General features: G+C 69.5%; 13 protein-coding genes. 4 read left to right on the top strand and 9 right to left on the bottom strand.

The window, feature by feature from the left end; translation table 11 throughout:
* Positions 1–28: 28 nt before the first annotated feature.
* From narI to ACIHFD_RS51965, 4 genes are read right to left on the bottom strand one after another with little or no spacing between them, the layout of a single operon-like run.
* Positions 29–709, bottom strand: a complete 681-nt coding sequence (narI, locus tag ACIHFD_RS51980) for a respiratory nitrate reductase subunit gamma (RefSeq protein WP_397373223.1) — start codon at positions 707–709, stop codon at positions 29–31.
* Positions 706–1,272, bottom strand: a complete 567-nt coding sequence (gene narJ, locus ACIHFD_RS51975) for a nitrate reductase molybdenum cofactor assembly chaperone (protein ID WP_397373222.1) — start codon at positions 1,270–1,272, stop codon at positions 706–708. Before narJ ends, narI begins: the two co-directional genes overlap by 4 nt.
* Complete coding sequence (gene narH, locus ACIHFD_RS51970) at positions 1,269–2,876, bottom strand: nitrate reductase subunit beta (RefSeq protein WP_397373221.1); 1,608 nt, start codon at positions 2,874–2,876, stop codon at positions 1,269–1,271. Before narH ends, narJ begins: the two co-directional genes overlap by 4 nt.
* Complete coding sequence (locus ACIHFD_RS51965) at positions 2,876–6,370, bottom strand: nitrate reductase subunit alpha (protein ID WP_397373220.1); 3,495 nt, start codon at positions 6,368–6,370, stop codon at positions 2,876–2,878. Before ACIHFD_RS51965 ends, narH begins: the two co-directional genes overlap by 1 nt.
* A 45-nt stretch (positions 6,371–6,415) precedes the next feature.
* On the opposite strand from ACIHFD_RS51965, the gene ACIHFD_RS51960 reads away from it, so the two are divergent.
* The 3 genes from ACIHFD_RS51960 to ACIHFD_RS51950 all read left to right on the top strand — a co-directional run bounded on the left by ACIHFD_RS51960 (position 6,416) and on the right by ACIHFD_RS51950 (position 11,305).
* Positions 6,416–7,642 (top strand): nitrate/nitrite transporter, encoded by a 1,227-nt coding sequence (locus ACIHFD_RS51960; protein WP_397373219.1) that lies wholly within the window; start codon positions 6,416–6,418, stop codon positions 7,640–7,642.
* 77 nt (positions 7,643–7,719) lie between these two features.
* Positions 7,720–9,408 (top strand): ABC transporter transmembrane domain-containing protein, encoded by a 1,689-nt coding sequence (locus ACIHFD_RS51955; RefSeq protein WP_397373218.1) that lies wholly within the window; start codon positions 7,720–7,722, stop codon positions 9,406–9,408.
* A 139-nt stretch (positions 9,409–9,547) separates the two neighbouring features.
* Entirely contained in the window at positions 9,548–11,305 is a 1,758-nt protein-coding gene (locus ACIHFD_RS51950; RefSeq protein WP_397373217.1) for an ABC transporter ATP-binding protein, read from the top strand.
* A 50-nt stretch (positions 11,306–11,355) separates the two neighbouring features.
* On the opposite strand, the gene ACIHFD_RS51945 is transcribed toward ACIHFD_RS51950, so the two are convergent.
* From ACIHFD_RS51945 to ACIHFD_RS51925, 5 genes are all read right to left on the bottom strand, one after another.
* The gene (locus ACIHFD_RS51945; protein WP_397373216.1) at positions 11,356–12,075 is read right to left on the bottom strand and encodes an IclR family transcriptional regulator; all 720 of its coding nucleotides are present in this window, start codon (positions 12,073–12,075) and stop codon (positions 11,356–11,358) included.
* Positions 12,072–13,337: a cytochrome P450 gene (locus ACIHFD_RS51940; RefSeq protein ID WP_397373247.1), complete on the bottom strand. Its 1,266-nt coding sequence runs from the start codon at positions 13,335–13,337 to the stop codon at positions 12,072–12,074. The genes ACIHFD_RS51945 and ACIHFD_RS51940 overlap by 4 nt, the downstream gene beginning before the upstream one ends.
* A 31-nt stretch (positions 13,338–13,368) precedes the next feature.
* Positions 13,369–14,133, bottom strand: a complete 765-nt coding sequence (locus tag ACIHFD_RS51935; RefSeq protein WP_397373215.1) for an alpha/beta fold hydrolase — start codon at positions 14,131–14,133, stop codon at positions 13,369–13,371.
* A complete protein-coding gene (locus ACIHFD_RS51930; RefSeq protein WP_397373214.1) occupies positions 14,079–14,705 on the bottom strand; it encodes an ATP-binding protein in 627 nt (208 codons plus the stop codon). Before ACIHFD_RS51930 ends, ACIHFD_RS51935 begins: the two co-directional genes overlap by 55 nt.
* Before the next feature lie 1,229 nt (positions 14,706–15,934).
* On the bottom strand, positions 15,935–16,819 hold the full coding sequence (locus ACIHFD_RS51925; protein ID WP_397373213.1) for an MBL fold metallo-hydrolase: 885 nt from the start codon (positions 16,817–16,819) through the stop codon (positions 15,935–15,937).
* A 66-nt stretch (positions 16,820–16,885) separates the two neighbouring features.
* Here ACIHFD_RS51925 and ACIHFD_RS51920 point away from each other — a divergent pair, with 66 nt between their 5' ends.
* Positions 16,886–17,524, top strand: a complete 639-nt coding sequence (locus ACIHFD_RS51920; RefSeq protein ID WP_397373212.1) for a MarR family transcriptional regulator — start codon at positions 16,886–16,888, stop codon at positions 17,522–17,524.
* Positions 17,525–17,675 lie beyond the last annotated feature (151 nt).

Genomic DNA, 17,675 nt, shown 5'->3' with positions numbered 1-17,675 from the left:
TCCGACCCCTGCCAGACGCCTCGGCACGCTATCGCGTGCGACTCCGATACACGATGTAAGGACGGAACAAATAGCCCAACGGGGCGGAAAGAGCATGCACCAGGCGGCTGAACGGGAAAAGTACGAACAGCGCCATCCCGATGAGCGTGTGCACCTTGTAAAGGACGTCGGCCTGACGCATCGCGGCGACGTCCGGCTGGAGGATGAAGATGCCGCGGAACCAGGGCGCGACCGTGGTCCGGTAGCTGACGTCGCTCGGCACGTAACCCGTGACCGTCGTCACCACGCCCGCCACGAGCGAGGCGGCCAGCACCGCGTACATCACCTTGTCGTTGGCCGTGGTCGCCATGAACACCGGGCCGGTGGCGCGGCGGCGGTAGATCAGCAGGGCCAGCCCCACCAACGTGACCAGGCCCGCGAGCCCGCCCCAGATGAGGGCGTTCAGGTGGTAGGCGGCGTTGGAGACGCCGATGGCGTCGGTCCAGCTCGCCGGGATGAGCAGGCCGGTCACGTGGCCGACGATCACGAAGACCAGGCCGTAGTGGAACAGCGGGCTGGCCACGCGCAGCAGCGGGCTCTCGTAGAGCTGGGACGAGCGGGTCGTCCAGCCGAACTTGTCGTACCGGTGGCGCCAGATCAGCCCGCCCACGAAGACCACCAGGGTCAGGTACGGCAGGACCACCCAGAGCGTGCTCTCCGCCCAGCTCACAGGTAACCTCCCACGGTCTCGGCCGGCGGCCCGGCCTGGGCCAGGCGCGTGGCCTGGAGCCGCTCGGCGGCGGTGATCGGCGGCAGGGCCGCGCACACCGCGCCGATCACGTACGCGTACGGCGAGTCACGGTCGGTCAGGGCCGTGAGCAGCAGCTCCAGCCCCAGCCTGTGCTCCCTGAGCAGCTCGGCGCCCGAAGGATCGAGCGCGGCGAACTCCAGCAGCACCGGCAGGAAGTCGGGCAGTTCGTCGTCCATCAGCTCCCACCCGGCCGCGCGGTAGCGCTGTTTCAGCGCGGCCAGCGACCGGCCGCGGCGGCGGGTGTCGCCGTCGGTGTAGTAGGTGAGGTAGAGGCAGCAGCGCCGGTGCAGGTCGAACGTCTCCACGTAGTGCGCGGCCAGCTCGCCGGGCCCGAGGTCGGAGACACGCGACAGGAACGTCCCGAAGTGCGGCTCGGCGGCCTCCTTGATGAGCGGGAGCCGGTGCCAGAACCGCTCGTCGGGATAGGCGAGGAGGTGGGCGGCGGCCTGCCAGACGACGGCCCCCACGACGGCGCTGCTCATGGTCTTCTCCTCTTGGTCGGGAACAGGCCGGCGGGGGTGCCGCGGCCGTCCCAGTTGAGCAGGTTCACCCGATCGTGGGTGACCTCGTCGCCGGTCTGGCGCTGCTTCAGGCCGTGGAAGATCTCCACCGCGACCGGGACGGGCCGGCCCGACCCCTCGCCGAACGGGCCCTGCATCCCGGGCCCGCCGTCGTAGTCGAGGCTGCAGCCGCCCTCCTCCACGATCCCGGGAGGGATGTTCCCGTAGGCGGTCGGGATCACGTACCGCTCGTCGTACTTGGCCAGCGCCAGCAGCCGGTACATGTCGCGTACCTGCTCCTCCGACAGGCCCGTCTCCGCCAGGACGGGCGGCTCGCCCAGGTTGACCGAGCGCATGTACGAGCGCATCGCCGCCAGCCGGCGCAGCGCGGCGGTCACGGGCGCCGGGTCGCCGGCGGAGAACAGTTCGGCCAGGTAGCCGACGGGGATGCGGAGCGACTCGATGGCGGCGAACAGGTTGACCGCGTCCTCGCCGTCGTGGCCGCCTTCGGCGAGCGCGTCCACGACGGGGGAGAGCGGCGGGACGTACCAGACCATCGGGAGGGTGCGGTACTCCGGGTGCAACGGCAGTGCTATCCGGTATTTCTTGATCAGGTCGTACACCGGGGATCGCCGCGCGGCCTCCACCCAGTCGGCGGGCAGGTCCGCGGCGTCCACCGCCGGGTCGTACGGGTCGACGAACAGGTCCAGCTGGGCCTCGTACAGGTCGCGTTCATTGGCCACCGAGGCGGCCGCCGCCACGCGTTCGGCGTCGTACAGCAGGACCCCGAGGTAGCGCAGGCGCCCGACGCAGGTCTCCGAGCAGACCGTCGGCAGCCCGACCTCCACGCGCGGGTAGCAGAACGTGCACTTCTCCGCTTTGCCGGTCTTGTGGTTGAAGTACATCTTCTTGTACGGGCAGCCCGTCACGCACATGCGCCAGCCCCGGCACTTGTCCTGGTCCACGAGCACGATGCCGTCCTCGGCCCGCTTGTACAGGGCGCCCGACGGGCACGAAGCCACGCACGACGGGTTGAGGCAGTGCTCGCAGATGCGCGGCAGGTAGAACATGAACGCCTGCTCGAAGGAGAGCTTGACCTGGTCCGACACCTTGGCGAGCACGGGGTCGGGCGATGGGTCGCCGCCGAGGTCGTCGTCCCAGTTGGCGCTCCACTCGATCTTGGTGGGCCGGTTGCTGATGAGCGACCTGGGCGGTGCGACGGGGACGTCCTCGGAGAGGGGCGCCTTGATGAGGTTCTCGTAGTCGTACGTCCAGGGCTCGTAGTAGTCCCGGAGCGCGGGCATGAGGGGGTTGGCGAAGATGGTGAGCAGCTTGTGGAGGCGGCCGCCCGCCCTGAGCTTGAGCCTGCCCCTCCTGTCCAGCGTCCAGCCGCCACGCCAGCGTTCCTGGTCCTCGTAGCGCCTCGGGTAGCCCTGGCCGGGGCGGGTCTCGACGTTGTTGAACCAGACGTACTCGACGCCCGCCCGGTTGGTCCAGGTCTGCTTGCAGGTGACCGAGCAGGTGTGGCAGCCGATGCACTTGTCCAGGTTCATCACCATGGCGATCTGGGCCATGATCGTGGCCATCAGAAGCGCACCTCCTGTGATCTGCGGCGGATGGTGGTGATCTCGTCGCGCTGGTTGCCGGTGGGGCCGAAGTAGTTGAAGCCGTACGAGAGCTGGGCGTAGCCGCCGATCATGTGGGTGGGCTTGATGAGCACCCTCGTCAGCGCGTTGTGGATGCCGCCCCTGCGGCCGGTCGCCTCCGACTTGGGCACGTCGATCAGGCGCTCCTGCGCGTGGTACATGTACACCGTGCCCTTCGGCATGCGGTGCGAGACGATCGCCCTGGCCACGACCACGCCGTTGCGGTTGACCGCCTCGATCCAGTCGTTGTCCGCGATCCCGAGCCCGGCCGCGTCCTCGACCGACATCCAGATCGTCGGGCCGCCCCTCGACAGCGACAGCATGAGCAGGTTGTCCTGGAACTCGGAGTGGATCGACCACTTGCTGTGCGGGGTCAGGTAGCGCAGCGTGCCGGCCTCGCCGAACAGCGCCGCCAGGTCCAGCGGCGGGCGGTAGATCGGCAGCGACTCGCCGTACTCGTGCATCCAGTCGTGGTCGAGGAAGAAGTGCATGCGGCCGGTGAGCGTGTGCCAGGGCTTGCCGTTCTCGACGTTGATCGTGAAAGGGGAGTAGCGGCGCTCGTGTGACTCCTTGCCCGACCACTCGGGGCTGGCGGTGACCTGCACCGGCCTGGCCTGGGTGTCGGAGAAGACGATCCGGTGCCACACGTTGACCAGGTCCTCGAAGTCGGTGCCCGTACGCTCGGCGAGCTGCCTGAAGCCCTGCGCGGCCAGCCTGCCGTTGCTGACACCCGACAGCGCCAGGATCGCCTCGCACGCCTTGGCGTCGGTGTCGAGCTCGGGCCGGCCCTTGGCCGCGCCGCGCGGCACCAGGCCGCACGCCTGGCCCAGCCAGGCCACCTCCTCGTCGGGCATGAACGTCACGCCCTTGACCGGGATCCCCAGCCTCTCCGTGAGGGGGCCGAGCGCCGCCAGCTTCTCGGCGATGGCGCCGTAGTCGCGCTCGACCACCTTGAGCTCGGGCCCGCCGCCCATCGCGAGCTCGCCCGGGGTGTCGTGCTGGTACGCCGTCGCGACCACGTCCCTGCGGATGCCGAGGTGCTTCTCGCCGAGCTTGCTGAAGGTGCGAGCGATGGCATGAAAGGCCGAAAAATCGGTCTTCGTCTCCCAGGGTGGGCTGATCGCCGGGTTGAACGCGTGCACGAACGGGTGCATGTCCGTGGACGACAGGTCGTGCTTCTCGTACCAGGTGGCGGCCGGGAGCACGATGTCGGAGAAGATCGTCGAGGACGTCATCCTGAAGTCGAGCGTGACCAGGAGGTCCAGCTTGCCGCTCGGGGCCCGGTTGTCGGGGTCCTCCAGGTTCGAGATGGCGCCGAGCAGGTGGTGCTGGAAGTACTCGCTGCCCTTGGCGGAGGAGCCGAGGAGGTTCGAGCGCCAGAGCGTGAGCACGCGGGGCCAGTTGCGCGGGTCGTCCGGGCGTTCGGCGGCGTAGCCGAGCCGGCCCGAGCGGAGCTCCTCGCGCGTGTACGCGATGGGGTCGTCGGCGTCACCCAGCTCCAGGGGGTTGCGGTCGAACGTCGGGGCCATCGGCATCCAGCCGTTCCTGACGGCCTCCGCCACCAGGTCCGCGGTGCGCTTGCCGCGGAACGTGCCGGGGCCGAGGGGCGAGGCCAGGTCGCCCGCGTCGAAGTGGTCGTAGCGCCACTGGTCGGTGTGCAGGTACCAGTACGGCGTGCCCGGGACCTGCCGCGGCGGCCGCGCCCAGTCGAGGGCGCCCGCCAGCAGCGCCCAGCCGCCCAGCGGCCGGCACTTCTCCTGGCCCACGTAGTGCGCCCACCCGCCGCCGTTGCGGCCCTGGCAGCCGGTCAGCAGGAGGAGCGACAGGAACGCCCGGTAGATCGTGTCGCCGTGGAACCACTGCGTGGTGCCCGCCCCGAGGATGATCATGCATCTGCCCCGGGTCGACTCGGCCGTCCTCGCGAACTCTCTGGCGATCTTCACCGCCCTCCCGGCGGGCACGCCCGTGATCCCCTCCTGCCAGGCCGGCGTGTACGGCTCCCCGGCGTCCTCGTAGCCCGCCGGCCAGACACCCGGGAGCCCGTCGCGCGCCACCCCGTACTGGGCCAGCAGCAGGTCGAACACCGTGGTCACCAGGTGTTCCCCGACCCTGGTCACCGGGACGCCCCTGCGTACCGGACCGCCGCCGTCGAAGCGGGGCAGCAGGACCTCGGCCGGCTCGCCCCCGTACAGGGTGAGCTTGGGGTCGGTGCCGAGGTCGAGGTTCCAGCGGCCCTTGCCGGACTCGGTCCAGCGGAAGCCGGCCGAGCCGTTCGGCACGACGGGCTCGCCGGCCTCCGACATGAGCACGGTCTTCCACTCGGCCGCCTCCTCCTGGGAGCCCAGGTCCTTGGCGGTGAGGAACCTGCCGGGCACGTACGCGCCCGCACGCTCCTCGAGCCGGACGAGGAAGGGCAGGTCGGTGAAGCGCTTGACGTAGTCGGTGAAGTACGGCGTCGCGCGCTCGACGAAGAACTCCTTCAGCAGCACGTGCCCCATGGCCATGGCCAGCGCGCCGTCCGTGCCGGGCCGCACGCTGACGAACTCGTCGGCGAACTTGGCGGCGTCGCTGTAGTCGGGGGAGACCACGACGACCTTCTGGCCCCGGTAGCGGGCCTCGGCCATCCAGTGCGCGTCGGGGGTGCGGGTGACCGGGACGTTCGCGCCCCACATGATCAGGTACGCGGCGTCCCACCAGTCGGCCGACTCCGGCACGTCGGTCTGGTCGCCGAACACCTGGGGGGAGGCCACGGGCAGATCGGCGTACCAGTCGTAGAAGGAGAGCATGGCGCCGCCGATCAGCGACAGGAACCGCGAGCCGACCGCCTGGGAGACCATCGACATGGCGGGGATGGGGGAGAAGCCGGCGATCCGGTCGGGGCCGTACCGCTGGATGGTGTAGACGTGGGCGGCGGCGATCATCTCGGTGGCGAGGTCCCAGGTGACGCGGACGAGGCCGCCGGTGCCTCGGGCGGACTGGTAGCGACGCCTTTTCAACGGGTTTTTCACGACATATGCCCACGCGTCCACGGGGTCGCCGTTCAGGCGTTTCTTCGCTTCCAGGTACATCTCGACGAGGACGCGTCGGGCGTACGGGTAGCGGACCCGGGTCGGCGAGTAGGTGTACCAGGAGAAGGCGGCGCCGCGCGGGCAGCCGCGCGGCTCGTACTCGGGGCGGTCGGGACCCACGCTCGGGTAGTCGGTCTCCTGCGCCTCCCAGGTGATGATGCCGTCCTTGACGAACACCTTCCACGAGCACGAACCCGTGCAGTTCACGCCGTGCGTGGAGCGGACCACCTTGTCGTGACTCCACCGGTCACGGTAGAAGGTGTCTCCTTCGACGCCGCCTTTCAGGTAGAGGGTGTGCAGATCGGTGCTGGTGGCCGACCTGCGCAGATAGCGACCGGTCTTCAGCAGGAGCTCCTCCACACTCATACCCCCACTTCATCACACATAGTGACTCTCTGTTACACAGGGTGTATGGGTGAGCTTCGTAAAGGTCAGGTGTCGAACCTGGCCCTGGCCACTGCGGCGTTCGCGGTGACGTTCTGGGCGTGGAACCTCATCGGGCCCCTGTCCGGGAGCTACAGCAGGCAGTTGGGGCTGTCGCCGACCCAGACCTCGCTGTTGGTGGCGATCCCGGTGGTGGTGGGGGCGCTGGGGCGGATCCCGGTGGGGGTGCTCACCGACCGGCTCGGCGGGCGGCGGATGTTCGCGGCCGTCTGCTTCGTGTCGATCGTGCCGGTGCTGTTCGTCGGGTGGTCCGGTTCGTACGCGTGGCTGCTGTTCTGGGGGTTCCTGCTGGGGATTCCGGGGACGTCGTTCGCGGTCGGCATCCCGTTCGTGAACGCCTGGTACGAGCCCGCGCGCCGGGGGTTCGCGACCGGGGTCTTCGGGGCGGGCATGGGTGGCACGGCGCTGTCCTCGTTCTGCACGCCGCGGCTGGTGGAGGAGGTCGGGCGGGCGGGGGCTCATGTGCTGATGGCGGCGGTGCTGGCGCTGATGGGGGTGATCATGCTGGGCGGCAGCCGGGACTCGCCCGCGTGGTCGCCTGCGGGGTCCTCCGCAGGGGTGTCAGCGGGGTCGGTCGCGGGGGCGCCGGCCGGATCGGTCGCGGGGGCGGCCGCGGTGCGTGGGATGCGGGAGGCGGTGCGGATCAAGGCGACCTGGCAGTGCGCATTCCTTTATGCGGTGACTTTTGGCGGCTTCGTAGCCTTTTCCACCTATCTCCCGACATTGCTGCAGAACGTGTACCGCTTCGCTCAGACCGACGCCGGGCTGCGTACGGCCGGGTTCTCGATCGCGGCCGTGCTGTCGAGACCGCTGGGCGGGGCGCTCTCCGACCGGATCGGGCCGGTCAGGGTGCTGTTCGTCGCGCTCGGCGGGACCGTGGTGATGGCGCTGGTGCTGGCCCTGAGGCCGCCCCCGGAGGTGCCCGCCGGGGTGAGCTTCGTGCTCATGGCGTCCTTCCTGGGCCTCGGGACCGGCGGCGTGTTCGCGCTGGTGGCCAGGCTGGTCGAGGCGTCCAGGGTGGGGACGGTGACCGGGCTCGTCGGGGCCGCCGGAGGGCTGGGCGGGTACTTCCCGCCCCTGGTGATGGGGGTCGTCTTCACCGCTACGGGGGCGTACACGGTGGGGTATTTGCTGCTGGCGGTGACTGCGCTGGCGGCGCTCACGTACACATACCGGGCATTCCGGACGCTCTAGTGGCGGGTTTTCGTACGTTCCAGCTGCTCGAAAACCGTTTGCCGAGCCGGGGTGCGCCTTGTCAACCTTGTCAGGCCATGCGATCCCTTCCTGAAGCCGATCCCGGCGTGCCCGACATTCGCAGCCCGTTCCGCTACCTGTGGTGGAACGCGCGGCGGCAGTCGGCACACCTTCTCGTGGGCATCGGCTTCGCCACCCTGTGGTGGCTGGTGCAGGCGCTGATGCCGGCGGCGCTCGGGAAGGGCATCGACGCCGTCACCGCCAAGGACACCGGGGGGCTGCTGCTCTGGGCTTCGGTCCTGTTCGGCCTGGGGCTGATGCAGGCGTTCACCGGGATCATGCGGCACCGGATGGCCGTCTACAACTGGCTGGCCGCCGCGTACCGCACCGTGCAGCTGACCGCCAGGCAGTCCGCCAGGCTGGGCGCCACGCTGCCGAAGCGGCTCTCGACCGGTGAGATCGTCAGCGTCGGCAACTCCGACATCGCCCACATCGGCAACTCCATCGACATCCTGCTGCGCGGCACCGGCTCCATCGTGGCCATCGTCACCGTCACGGTGATCCTCATCTCGACCTCGCTGCCGCTCGGGCTGCTGGTCCTGTTCGGCGTGCCGCTCATGACCGCGGCCGTCGGGCCGCTGCTCAGGCCTCTGCACAGGCGCCAGGCCAGGCAGCGCGAGCTGTCCGGCGACCTGTCCACCAGGGCCGCCGACATCGTGGCGGGCCTGCGGGTGCTGCGCGGGATCGGCGGGGAGCAGGTCTTCGCCGACCGCTACCGGGCCGAGTCGCAGCGGGTCCGGCGGGCCGGGGTGAGCGTGGCCGGGGTCGAGTCCGTGCTCGAAGGCGCCCAGATCGTGCTGCCCGGCCTGCTCATCGCGGCCGTCACCGGCGTCGGCGCCTCGTTCGCCGTCGCCGGGGAGATTCCCACCGGGCAGCTCGTCGCGTTCTACCTCTACGCGGTCTTCCTGATCGGCCCCATGCGGACGCTCACCGAGGCCGCCGACAAGCTCACCAAGGGCCACGTGGCAGCCGGACGCGTGATCCGGATCCTGGCCATCCAGCCCGAGGTCACCGGCGGCACCGGCACCAGCGCGGGCGGCGTCCTGCGCGACTCGTACAGTGGCGTGACCCTCCAGCCCGGCTGCCTCACGGCGGTCGCGGCGGACACCCCCGATGACGCCATCGCCATCGCCGACCGGCTCGGCCGCTACGCCGACGGCGACGTCACGTTCGGCCCGGTCGACCTGTCCACGCTGCCCATCGACGAGGTCCGCGCCCGCATCCTGGTCGCCGACAACGGCGCCCGGCTGTTCACCGGCCGCCTGCGCGACGAGCTCGACGTGCGCGGCGAGGCCTCCGACGCGCAACTGCGCGAGGCCCTGCACGCGGCCTGCGCCGAGGACATCGTGGAGGCGCTGCCCGACGGGCTGTCCGCCACGGTGGCCGAGGCGGGGCGGGAGTTCTCGGGCGGGCAGCAGCAGCGGCTGCGCCTGGCCCGGGCGCTGCTGGCCGACCCGGAGGTGCTCATCCTGGTCGAACCCACCAGCGCCGTCGACGCCCACAGCGAGGCCCGCATCGCCGAACGCCTCGCCAAGGCCCGGGTCGGCAAGACCACACTGATCTGCACGACCAGCCCGCTGGTGCTCGACCGTACCGACCACGTCGTCTATGTGCAGGACGGGCGGGTGCTCGCCGAGGGCACGCACCGGCAGCTGCTGGACAGCTCGCCACATTACGCCGCCACCGTGACCCGCGGAGAGGACTGACCTCATGCCCCGGACCCACGCGAAGCGCTGCCCCCTGCCCACCCTCGGCTCTCGACTCCGGGACGGATGGGACCACCGACGGGCACGGTGCACATTCGGAATGCTCGCTCGCTCGTTCGTTCGGAAGGGGTGAAGCAGGATGGCCCGCGAGATCTTGCCGGTCGCCGATCGAAAACAGGTGCGTGCCTACGCCAGGCGGCTCACCCTCCGCTACCCGCGACAGCTCACGATCGCGCTGACCCTGCACGGTCTGGCGGCCGTCGCGGGGCTGGCGGTGCCGTGGCAGCTCGGCGGGCTGGTGGAGGACGTCCAGTACGGCGTCGAGGTCAACGTCGCCGTGGTGGCCGCCGCCATCGGAGGCTTCCTGCTGCTGCAGGGTGCGCTCATGCGGTTCGCGGTGCTGGCCTCCGCCAAGCTCGGCGAGAAGGTGCTGGCGGAGCTGCGCGAGGAGTTCGTGGACCGGGTGCTCGGGCTGCCGCTGTCCACCGTCGAGCGGGCCGGGTCCGGCGATCTGATCACCCGTACCTCCCGCGACGTGGACTCACTGTCCCGCACCGTACGGAACGCCGTCCCGGAGACGCTGATCGCCCTGGTCACCTTCCTGATCACGATCGGCGCGCTGCTGCTGGTCAGCCCCCTGCTGATGCTGCCGATGCTGATCGCCGGGCCGGTGATCTGGGTCTCCACGCGCTGGTACCTGAAGCGGGCACGAGACGGCTATCTCCGCGAGAACGCCGCCTATGCCGACATGACGGAAGGGCTGGCCGAAACCGTCGAGGGCGCCCGTGCCGTGGAGGCGCTCGGCCTGCAGGCGCGCCGCCGATCGCGTACCGACGACGACATCAGCCGCTCCTTCGCCGCCGAGCGCTACACGCTCGGGCTCCGCACGGTGTGGTTCCCCGCCGTCGAGCTCGGCTACGTGATCCCCGTCGTGGCCACGCTGCTGGTCGGGGGCCTGTTCTACACCAACGGCTGGGTGGCGCTCTCCCAGGTGGCCACCGCCACGCTCTACGCGCAGCAGCTGATCGACCCGCTGGACAGGTTCCTGATGTGGATCGATGAGCTGCAGGTGGGCGGGGCGTCCATGGCCCGGCTCCTGGGCGTGGCCAACGTCCCCGACGACCGTGCGGCCGGCTCCACGCGTCCCTCGGGCGAACTGCTGGAGGCGTCCGACGTCCGGTACGCGTACCGGGAGGGCCGGGACGTGCTGCACGGCGTGTCCCTGACTGTCCGGCCCGGCGAACGACTCGCCATGGTGGGCCCTTCGGGGGCCGGAAAGTCCACGCTGGGCCGGCTGCTGGCGGGCATCCACGGGCCGCGTACCGGCTCGGTGTCCGTGGGCCGGGTCCCGCTCGTGGACCTGCCGCTGGACGAACTGCGGGGGCACGTGGCGCTGGTGACGCAGGAGCACCACGTGTTCAAGGGCTCGCTGCGCGACAACCTGCTGATCGCCCGCCCGGACGCCTCCGACGCGGCCGTACGCCAGGCGCTCGAAGCAGTGGACGCCCTGGGCTGGGTCCTCGCCCTGCCTGAGGGCCTGGAGACGGAGGTGGGCTCCGGCGGCCTGGCGGTGTCACCCGCCCAGGCGCAGCAACTCGCCCTGGCCCGCCTGGTGCTCGCCGACCCGCACACCCTGGTCCTGGACGAGGCCACCTCCCTCATCGACCCCCGCGCTGCCCGCCACCTCGAACGCTCGCTGGCCGCCGTCCTCGACGGCCGCACCGTGATCGCGATCGCCCACCGCCTCTACACGGCCCACGACGCCGACCGGGTGGCGGTCGTGGAGGACGGCCGGATCAGCGAGCTGGGCTCCCACGATGACCTGGTGGCGGAGGGCGGCTCCTATGCCGCCCTCTGGACCAGCTGGCACGGCACTCCGACCACCACCCGCTCCTGAACGAGGATCGTCACGTCGGCTCCCCGGCTTGGCGTCCGCAGGCGAGGAAGTCAGAGGAGCCGCGCGATCTCGGTTGCGGCGAGCCGTACGCGTGGGGCGATCTCGTTCTCGTCCCGCGTCCCGATGGTCACCACGCCCACGCTTGCGTCGGCCGGGCGCCCTGCTGCGACGATCGGGGCAGCGATGCCCCATGCCCCTGGCTGTAGCTCCCCTGCCGTGACCGAGTAGCCGGTGGCGCGGGCCTGCGTTATCTCCGAGCGCTCCCCGGGGAGGGGCGGGCGGCCGGCCAGGATGGCGATCCCTGAGGCGCCGCGGTTCGCCGGATGCCGAGTGCCGGCGCGATAGCTGACGTGGATCTGCGAGACGCGCGGCTCGGTCACGGTCAGAACGACCGCCTGGCTCTCGTCGATGTCGAGCACCGTGATGAAAGCGGTGGCGTTGCAGGCGTCGGCGAGCACCTGGAGTGCTGCGGAGGCCGCGCTGCGGAGCCTGTGCTGGACGGCGGCGTTGAGTTCGACGATGCCGAGGCCGAGGGTGAAGCGGGTGCCGACCCGGGCGGTCAGCCTGTGGTTGCCGAGCGCTGTCAAGTGACGGGAGACGGCGTTGCGATGGATCCGGGCGAGCTGGGCGAGTTCGGTGATCGTCAACCCGTCCGGATGGTCCTTGAGAATCTCCAGGAGTCGCAGGCCGGTGTCGATCGTTTTCGAGCCGGTCGTGGAGGCAGCCGGGCCTTGCTGGTCAGGGGCCGGGTCTTGCTGGTCAGGGGTCATTCGATGCCTAGGGAAGGTGCGGGGGTGTAGCGCAGGGGCAGGTGCTTGATGCCGCCGATGAAGTTCGACACCAGCCGGACGGGCGGCCCGGCGAGTTGCACGTCCGGCAGCCGCCAGAGCAGCTCCCGGTAGAACACGCGGAGTTGCAGCCGGGCGAAACGGGAGCCGAGGCACACGTGCGGTCCGTCGCCGAACGACACGTGGTCATTGGGCGAGCGCGCGATGTCGAAACGCGTCGGGTCGGGGAAGCGGCGCTCGTCGAAGTTGGCGGCAGCATGGAAGACGACGACCTTGTCGCCTGCGGCGATGCGCCGTTCGGCCAGGACGGTGTCGTGTACGGCGGTGCGGCGGAAGCTGAGGACGGGGGGATGCCAGCGCAGCATCTCCTCGATGGCCGAGTCGAGGAGATCGGGGTGGTCCAGCAGGCGACGATGCTGGTCAGGGTGGTCGAGCAGGGCGAGTATCCCGCCTGGCAGAGCCGAACGTACGGTGTCGTTGCCCGCGATCACCAGGAGAAAGAAGAACATCGACAATTCGGGATCGGTGAGACGCCGCCCGTCCACCTCGGCCGTGGCGAGCGCGGTCATGACGTCGCTTGCCGGATTCCGGCGTTTGTAGGCGGCGAGTGAGTGAGCGTACTCGAACATGTCGGTGAGCATGGCGGGGGATCGTGGATTGACCGGTTTGCCATCCGGGCCGTGGACGGCGCTTGCGTGATCGGGATCCTGGTAGCCGATCACGCGGTTCGTCCACTCCAGGATCCGGCCGCGATCCTCGGACGGGATGCCGAGGAGATCCGCGAGGTTGTGGATCGGGTAGTCATCGGTCACGTCCGCCGGCAGGTCGCACTCGCCTCGCTCGGCGATCTCGTCGATGAGCAGCCGTGCTCGTGCCGCGATACCGGTGGTGAAGCGTTCGATGCGCCTGGCGGTGAACACGCCGGAGACGATCCGCCGGAGCCAGCCGTGGTCCGGCGGATCAAGGTTGAGCATCATCTGCCGGATGAACGACAGGTCGGCGGGGTCCGGGTCGCGGATCTGGGTGGCGCCGAGCCAGGAGCTGAACTCGGTCGGCGTGCGAAGTACGCGCACGACATCCGCGTGACGGGTCACCGCCCAGAAACCGGGCCCCGCCGGCCAGTTCCCAACCTGGTGCTCCTCCTGCCAGCGCACGGGGTCGTGGTCACGCAGCCGGCGATACGTCTCGTGCGGGATGCCCTGTGCGTAGATACGCGGGTCGAACACGTTGGCCGTCGTACTCATGCCGGTCACGGGCAGCCCCTCCAAGAGATCGTCAGGCGGCCAGGAAGCGTTCGATGGCGGAAACCAGAGCCAACGGCGTCTCGTCCATCGCGTAGTGGCCGGCGTCCGCGAATGTCAGCAGTTCGGCGTTCGGGTACCACTGCAGCCATGTGCCCCGCATGACATCGGCGGACAGCGCGGGGTCGTGTTCGCCGGCGACGACGAACACTGGCGTGGTGGCTCCGACCACCTCGGAGTGGAAGTCGGTGCGGGCCCAGGCGTCCAGGTAGGCCCGGTAAGCGGTCACCGTGGACGTCCGCAGCGAGTTGTCGACCATCTCGTCGAGCCAGGCATCCGGAAGCCGGTTGCCGGTGGTCAGATCGATGATCGCGCGACGGTTGGCGGGCTCCTCGGCGGAGCCGGAGAACAGCGCCCACCCCTCGTTGTCGAACGGCACGCCCGAGGCCGGCACCGGAGAGATGCCCACGAGCTTGCGGACCCGGCCGGGCGCGTCCAGCATCACCCGCTGCATCGCCGTCCCGCCCATCGAGTGACCGATCAAGGAGAAGGTCTCCCACTCCAGCTTGTCGGCGAGCGCCGTCACATCGGCGGCGATCTCAGCGAGAGTGTATTCACCAGTGAGATCGCGAGCCTCGCCGTACCCCCGGTAGTCGGGGAAGGCGTAGGTGAAGGCCTCGCCGTTCAGGTAGGGCTGAATCTTCCCGAAGGAGCCGCGATCTCCGAACCAGCCATGCAACGCGATCACGCGGTGGGGCCCGGAACCGAGGACGTCATGGGGAAGGACGACGGGGGACATGACGGATTCTCCTTAGCGTTCGTGGCGTCGGATGCGGAGCAGTCGCCGGATGCCGTGGCGGGCGGCATCTCACCCGCACGTCCGGTGCCGCCGACGCAGTCCAGGCTGAACCAGACGTACTTGCCGCTTGCATGCTGGACGGTGCCCCACTGGTCGGCCTGCGCCTCAACCAGGAACAGCCCACGCCCGCTTTCGGCGAGGAAGTCAGGGGCACGCCGCGTCGGGAGGGTCGGATCGTGGTCGCATACCGCCAGCCAGATCGTGGCGCCCCCCACTCGAACGTTGATCCTTATGTCGGGAGATCCGCAAGCGGGCGGGACCGCGTGTTGGACTGCATTTGTGACCAGCTCGCTGGTCAGTTCGGCGATCGTCGCCTCATGCGCGGGAGAGAGAGGCAGATCCCAGGAGGCGAGCATCGTCGACACCCAGCGGCGGGCGATGGATGACGCGATCGGCGAGCGCGGCAGATCGCACCAGCGGGAGAGCAGCCGGCTCTGAAGTTCGGTGGCGACATTCACGGCGCCCCCGCTGTGATTGGCGGTAAATGACAGGTCAATACGCCACCAGGGCATTGCGTGACGTTCCTGTCGTCGGACGCTTCCGATCCCACGCCGCCCTGCATGGGCCGCCTTGCGGCGGCTGCGGCGCGTCCGAACTCGGGTTTCAAGCGATGCATCGCGAACACGGCGTCGGCTTCTCCGGATGCCCAAATATTGGGCGTGATGGTCAAAAAGTGGGCGTGCAGCGAAGAAAGCATCGGTCGAAACAAAGCCGTTGTCAACGCGAATGCCGCAAGATGTGGATCTTTCTGTTGATAGCGCCACGTCCAGCGGTGAAAGCCCGCGCAAAGCCCGCAGTGACTCCTTCGAGGACCGCGCGCTCGTTCTCCCCGGTCAATGCCGGTGACGTGAGATCGAACGGGGCGTGGTGGCGCGGGCTACTTCGTGACAAAGGGAACGACGCGACGTGCGGGGACGGCGTACTCGCCCAGATCCTCGGGTTCGGGGCGGGCGCCGGTCATCAGGGATGACGGATTCGTCTGATCTCATCGCCGCCGTTATGCGTCCTTGCCGGATGCCGTACGCCGGCGTGGCATCCCAGCGGTCATTTCTTCTTTGGTGGCTCCGTTCCTGCTGGCGTCGGCGCCGGTTGTCTCATCGTCGACGGCTGATCGGGTGGGGGCCGCTGGTTCGGGAGACGTCGGACGCCGCGACAACGGTGCTGGTCGCCCGCCGGCAAGGTGTGTCGGTGGAGGTGCTCAGCGAACGCACCGAGAGCCGGACGGTGTGCGCCACCCCTCAAGCCCTCAAGGCGCGATGACCGCAGAGCCAAGCGTCCGTGGGTTTCCCGGTAGCCGACAAACTCACCCCTGGCGGCCCGACGCTGCTGCTGTATTCGGCCAACGAAGGCGACGACCTCGCTTGGCGCACGTATGGCCCCCTCAAGGACGCGGGCGTACATGGGCCATCGCGCCACACCAACGGAGCAGAGAGCACGGTTGCTGCGCCCCCACCGGCCCTCAGCCTGGAGCATCTCGTGAAGCCATAACCCTCCCGGCGACGTACACGTGTGGCGGGGGTCTGAGCGCGACGCCGGGACTTTAGTGGTTAGGCCTATGCGCCGTGCCGGGACGTTGGGTGGTGCTGCGTTGGATGTCGGGTGGTGTGGCGGTGTTCGCGTTGCACTCGGGTGTCGGGTGGTGGGGGCTACGCGCCGCGCCGGGACATCGGGCGGTGAGGTGGTCCAGGCGCTGCACCGGCGGCGTCAGATGGCGACGCGCGGGTGTTGGGCAAATGGGGGGTCATGCTACGGGCACCCAGGTCGGGCCGTCGTCGTCGGCGGTGTGGTCGACGCGGCCGAACACCACGTCGGCGAAGTGCACGCCGAAGCCGATCGTGTCCGGACGTTGCAGCTCGTTGACCAGCCGGTGCCGGTGCACCGTCGACTCCACGGAGTCCAGGTCCGAACCGGCGAACCAGTCGGGATGCCGGATCTGGGCTGAGGAGTGCAGAGCATCGCCGAACGCGATCAACCGCTGGCCGCCGGACGTGATCGTGTACGTGGCGTGCCCGAACGTATGCCCGGGAGCCAGCGCCACCCGCACCCCCGGGAAGATCTCCTCGTCGTCCCGGACGGTACGGACCCGGGGCGCCAGCGCGGCGAGCATCTCGTCGGTCGTCCCCTGCTCGAGGCTCAGCTGCCGCTGCTCCCATTCGGGCTCGGAGATCAGGTAGTCGGCCTCGGTGAACGCTGGACGGTGGCTGCCGGGTGCGGGGTGCCAGGCCCAGCCGAGGTGGTCGAGGTGCAGGTGAGTGAAGGCCACCGCCTCGATCTCGTTGGGCCGCCGACCCAGCTTGGCGAGGTTGTCGAGCAACTCGCCACCACGGATGGAGCCGATCTTCGGGTTCTCCGGATCGTCGGGTACGGACACCGGCCCCACTCCGGCGTCGATCAACAAGGCCCTCTCGCCGTACTCCACCAACAGCGCACCGATGCTGCCCACGAGGTTCCCCGTGTGGTCGAGGAAGGCGGCGTTGTCCTTCCAATCCTGCTCTGTCGTCTCAAGCAGCCACCCGTACGGCTTGAGCTGCACCGCGCCGTCAGGCACATAGCTGATCTTGAGTTCGCCGAGCTGCAGTGAACGGACAGAGGACGGCCGACGCAGACGCTCTTCGTAGCTGTTCATGGCAGAGAAACTTACAACTAGAACTATTAAAGCTGCAAATATGCATGCTTGAGCTATTCTGTCCCTGTGAAGTCGCCCGAGTCCGCCACGACTGCCAGCCCTGCCGCCACGAGCGGTGACGCCGCCAGCCCTGCCACCACGAGCAGTGACTCCGCCAGCGGTGGCGCCACCAGGCTTGCCACCGCCGGCGGTGACGCTACGAGCGGTGGCGCCACCGGGCTTGCCACCGCCAGCGGTGGCGCTACCGGTGCGGGTGTCACGCGTGTGGATGCCACCAGTGGTGGCGCTGCCGGCAGCGCGGAGCGTGCCCTTGCCGAGCGGAACCTGTGTGGCCTCGTCGGTGCGTTGGCCAAGCAGATCGAGGGCCATATCAGGGAGCGGGCGGCCGCGCTGGACCTGACGGCGGCCCAGGCGGTGGCGCTGCGCGAACTCACCGGCCCGATGACCATGCGCGACCTGGCCGATCGGATGAGTTGCGAGCCGTCGAACGCCACCTTCGTCGTCGATCGGCTGGAGGAGCAGGGCATCGTCGAACGGCGCCCTCATCCCGGTGACCGCCGGGCCAAGCAACTCGTCCTGACCTCCGAAGGCGTCGCACTCCGCGAGCGACTGATCGACCTGCTCACCGAGGCCTCACCCTTGGCCCGGCTCACTTCGGAAGAGCAGGCCGCCCTCAACGACCTCCTCACGCGGGTGGTGCGATAAGCGGGTGGCGCGATAGCCGGAGCAACTCCCCCTCCGGTTGACGTCCGCCTCGACGCGTTACGCACCCGCGTCGTCCCAACCACCGCGCAGGCGGCCCAGCTGGCAGGTCGCCTGTCCGAGTTGTCCTAACCGCTGAGCGTGCGGCCCAGCT

It is taken from the genome of Nonomuraea sp. NPDC051941 (genome assembly GCF_044593615.1).
Note: the sequence above shows the minus strand (reverse complement) of the source record. Positions and strands in the feature narration are given on the sequence as shown.

What these genes read in the sequence shown, in the direction of transcription:
- narJ (WP_397373222.1), bottom strand. Translation starts at nt 1,272, where the DNA reads ATGAGCAGCGCCGTCGTGGGGGCCGTCGTCTGGCAGGCCGCCGCCCAC.
- narH (WP_397373221.1), bottom strand. Translation starts at nt 2,876, where the DNA reads ATGGCCACGATCATGGCCCAGATCGCCATGGTGATGAACCTGGACAAG.
- ACIHFD_RS51965 (WP_397373220.1), bottom strand. Translation starts at nt 6,370, where the DNA reads ATGAGTGTGGAGGAGCTCCTGCTGAAGACCGGTCGCTATCTGCGCAGG.
- ACIHFD_RS51960 (WP_397373219.1), top strand. Translation starts at nt 6,416, where the DNA reads ATGGGTGAGCTTCGTAAAGGTCAGGTGTCGAACCTGGCCCTGGCCACT.
- ACIHFD_RS51955 (WP_397373218.1), top strand. Translation starts at nt 7,720, where the DNA reads ATGCGATCCCTTCCTGAAGCCGATCCCGGCGTGCCCGACATTCGCAGC.
- ACIHFD_RS51950 (WP_397373217.1), top strand. Translation starts at nt 9,548, where the DNA reads ATGGCCCGCGAGATCTTGCCGGTCGCCGATCGAAAACAGGTGCGTGCC.
- ACIHFD_RS51945 (WP_397373216.1), bottom strand. Translation starts at nt 12,075, where the DNA reads ATGACCCCTGACCAGCAAGACCCGGCCCCTGACCAGCAAGGCCCGGCT.
- ACIHFD_RS51940 (WP_397373247.1), bottom strand. Translation starts at nt 13,337, where the DNA reads ATGAGTACGACGGCCAACGTGTTCGACCCGCGTATCTACGCACAGGGC.
- ACIHFD_RS51935 (WP_397373215.1), bottom strand. Translation starts at nt 14,133, where the DNA reads ATGTCCCCCGTCGTCCTTCCCCATGACGTCCTCGGTTCCGGGCCCCAC.
- ACIHFD_RS51930 (WP_397373214.1), bottom strand. Translation starts at nt 14,705, where the DNA reads ATGCCCTGGTGGCGTATTGACCTGTCATTTACCGCCAATCACAGCGGG.
- ACIHFD_RS51925 (WP_397373213.1), bottom strand. Translation starts at nt 16,819, where the DNA reads ATGAACAGCTACGAAGAGCGTCTGCGTCGGCCGTCCTCTGTCCGTTCA.